The organism is Nonomuraea sp. NPDC002799 (genome assembly GCF_053592075.1).
On sequence record NZ_JBSFVA010000117.1, the window covers coordinates 1 to 3,225 of the forward strand.

5 protein-coding genes are annotated in these 3,225 nt (G+C 72.9%); 4 read left to right on the forward strand and 1 reads right to left on the reverse strand.

Translation table 11 applies throughout. The annotated features are described in order from the left end of the window. Positions 1-409: class II aldolase/adducin family protein (locus ACWD0F_RS51875; RefSeq protein ID WP_449890521.1), on the reverse strand; the 409-nt coding region annotated here is incomplete at its 3' end. Positions 410-489: 80 nt separating this feature from the next. On the opposite strand from ACWD0F_RS51875, the gene ACWD0F_RS51880 reads away from it, so the two are divergent. The 4 genes from ACWD0F_RS51880 to ACWD0F_RS51895 form a co-directional block, all read left to right on the forward strand. Further along, complete coding sequence (locus tag ACWD0F_RS51880) at positions 490-1,068, forward strand: PadR family transcriptional regulator (protein WP_449890523.1); 579 nt, start codon at positions 490-492, stop codon at positions 1,066-1,068. Positions 1,069-1,231: 163 nt separating this feature from the next. After that, positions 1,232-1,801, forward strand: coding sequence for a hypothetical protein (locus tag ACWD0F_RS51885; protein ID WP_449890525.1), 570 nt, complete (start codon positions 1,232-1,234; stop codon positions 1,799-1,801). A gap of 2 nt (positions 1,802-1,803) precedes the next feature. Further along, positions 1,804-2,766 carry a DUF4097 family beta strand repeat-containing protein gene (locus tag ACWD0F_RS51890; protein ID WP_449890527.1) on the forward strand — a complete coding sequence of 321 codons (963 nt, stop codon included), beginning with the start codon at positions 1,804-1,806 and terminating at the stop codon, positions 2,764-2,766. 28 nt (positions 2,767-2,794) lie between these two features. Next, on the forward strand, positions 2,795-3,225 hold a 431-nt coding region (locus ACWD0F_RS51895), incomplete at its 3' end, for an ABC transporter ATP-binding protein (RefSeq protein WP_449890529.1).

Consider the following 3,225-nt stretch of genomic DNA (forward strand, 5'->3'; position numbering starts at 1 on the left):
GCTCGGCCAGTGCCCGGCCGCGCGCGCGGTCGCGTACCAGCACCGCGTCGTCGAACACGGGCACCTCGGGCCCGAGGAACGCCCCCTGCCCGTGCAGCGCCAGGATCGGCACCCCGGCCGAGGCCAGCGCGGTGGCGGCAGGCGGCTGCGCCCGGCAGATCGCGCGCACGCCCGGCCGGGCCCGGGCGATCTCCACGTGGATCCACGCCTCACGCGGTGTGCCGTCCGGCAGGTCGTCGGCGTCGAGCGGAACCTCGGCGCAGCGGGTGCCGGGGCGGAGCGTTCCGAGCGGCACCGGGGGCGTCATCAGCAGCCGGTCGCCGGCGGTCCGCACCGACACATGCCCGAACGCGGTGACCAGCCCCGCCGCCGCCAGCGCCCGCCCGGCCTGGGCCAGCTCGGTACTCACACCCGACCTCCCTCTGCGAAAGACAGGGAGGACAATACATGTATCTCCATACATGTTCTAGAGATCCCTATGCTGGGGGCATGTCGCTTCAGTACGCGCTGCTCGGGGTCCTGGAGGCGCGCCCGATGAACGGGTACGAGCTGACCCGCTTCTTCGAGGCCGCCCCGCGCTGGGTGTGGTCGGCGCCGCAGAGCCAGATCTACCCGACGCTCCGGCAGATGGAGCAGGCCGGGCTCATCGAGGGGCAGAAGGAGATCCGCGGCACCCGGCTGAGGCGAACGGTGTACTCGATCACCGAGCACGGCGTCGAGGAACTGCGCACCTGGCTGGGCAGCGCTCAGCCGCCGCCCCCGGTGCGCGACGCGTTCTTCCTGCAGGCCCTCTTCTTCGACATGATCGAACCCGATCGGGCGGCGTCCGTGCTGCACACGTTCATCGCCGAGCAGGAGCAGCTCATCGCCGGGTGGCGCACCCACCGGGAGGCGCTGCTGGCCAAGGGCACCGACCTGCTCAAGGAGCGGCTGAAGAGCCGCCCGCCCGCCGAGCACGACCGGATCGCCGCGCTGAAGGCGCACGTCTTCGAGGGCCAGATCGCGGTCGCCCAGGCCCGCGCCGACTGGGCCCGCGAGAGCCTCCGCCTCCTGGCGGAGGGCGTCTAGCCGATCAAAGCATCGCCGTGCAGACCACGGCCCCTGACACCCCCGGCCCGGGACACCTGAAGGTGACCCGGGCCTTTGCCATTCGCGAAGGCGAAACACCAGCTCAGCGCGTGGCGTCATCGATGAGGTTGCTATGACGCCATTATGACGTCATAGTGACGTCATGGATTTGGCGCCGTACGTCGAGCATCTCCGCCGCGAGCTGGCCATCGCCGCCGGGGCAGGAGGCGAGGAGGCACGCGCGCTGGCCGAGCGCCTGGCCGCGGCACTCGAGTCAGCCGTCCGGCTCGCCCTGCTTGAGGCCCTGTCGGCCGCCGCGGACGAGATCACCCGCGACCTGGCGCCCGGCTCGGTCGAGGTGCGGCTGCGCGGCCGCGACCCCGGCTTCGTCGTGACGCCACCGCCGTTCGGGCCGCCGTCCGGGCCGCTGTCCGGCCCGCCTGCCGGAGGCGGGGGCGAGAACGGGCAGCAGGAGCGGGGCGCCAGACCGCCCGCCTCCCCGCCGCCTCCGGAGGCCGACGAGGGCGGCACGTCGCGGATCTCGCTCCGCGTCCCCGAGCACCTCAAGCCGCGCATCGAGGAGGCGGCCGCCCGCGACGGGCTCTCGGCCAACGCCTGGCTCGTCCGGGCGGTCTCCGCCGCGCTCGAACCGGGCGAAGGGGCCGCCGGCCGCCGCACCGGCCGGAGCACGGAGCCGAAGAGCGGTCAGCGCTTCACCGGCTGGGTGCGTTAGCCGTGCCCGCGACCACCCGTTCCGCCACCCGGGACGCCCGCCGATCCCACCAGGAGGGGACCGCCATGCCCAGCTTCGCCACCCCCGAGCCCATCTTCGCCGTCATCGACGTCGCGCTCGCCAACGTCCGGATCAACGCCGGCGACCGCGCGGACACCGTCGTCGAGGTGCGCCCCAGCGACGAGTTCAGCGACGCCGACGTGCACGCCGCCGAGCAGACCCAGGTCGAATACTCCCTGGGCAGGCTCCTGGTGAAGGCGGCCAAGGTCCGGCCGCCGACCGAGTGGGACGGCTCGATCGACGCGCTGGTCGAGTCGCCGCGGACCTGGTTCCGTTCGCTGCTCGGCTGGGGCGGCTCGATCGACCTGACGATCGACCTGCCGTCGGGCTCCCGCGTCGAGGCCGGCGCGGCGGCGGACTTCCGCTGCAAGGGCCGCCTCGGCGAGGTGAAGTTCACCACCTCCAACGGCGACATCCGGCTCGACCAGGCCGACCGGGTGCACCTGAAGACCGGCTCGGGTGACATCTCGGTGGGCCGCTCGGCCGGGCACGCCGACATCACCACCTCCAACGGCGACATCCGGATCGGCGAGATCGGCGGGACCGCGGTGGTCAGGACCTCCAACGGTGACCTCCGCCTCGGCGAGGTGAGCGGCGACCTGCGGCTGAACACCGCCTACGGCGACATCACGGTCGATCGCGCGCTGGCCGGCGTCGCCGCCAAGACCGCGTACGGCAGCGTCAGGATCGGCGAGGTGGTGGCCGGGTCGGTCGTCATGGAGACCTCGGGCGGCGCGCTGGAGCTCGGCATCCGCGAGGGCACCGCCGCCTGGCTGGACGTGAGCTCCAAGTACGGCGTCGTGACCGTCTCCCTGGACGCCTGCGACGACCCGCCGCAGGCCGTGGACGCCGTCGAGGTGCGCGCCCACACCACTTACGGCGACATCGTGATCCACCGTTCCTGACCGCCACGATCGAGACAGAGGAGGGCTCATGTCCATCGCCATCGAAGCCGAGGGGCTGGTCAAGAAGTACGGCGACGTGGTCGCCCTCGACGGGCTGGACCTGTCGGTCCCGCAGGGCACGGTGTTCGGGCTGCTCGGCCCCAACGGCGCGGGAAAGACCACGACCGTCCGCATCCTGACCACCCTGTTAAGGCCGGACGCCGGTCACGCCACCGTCGCCAGGTTCGACGTCGTTCGCGACGCTCCCCGGCTGCGCGGCCACATCGGCGCCTCCGGCCAGTACGCCGCCGTCGACGACCACCTCACCGGCGCCGAGAACCTGGAGATGGTCGGCCGCCTCTACCACCTGGGCATCCAGCGCAGCCGGCAGCGCGCGGGAGAGCTGCTCGAACGCTTCGACCTGACCGGGGCGGCCGACCGGCCGGTGCGGGGATACTCCGGCGGCATGCGCCCCCGCCA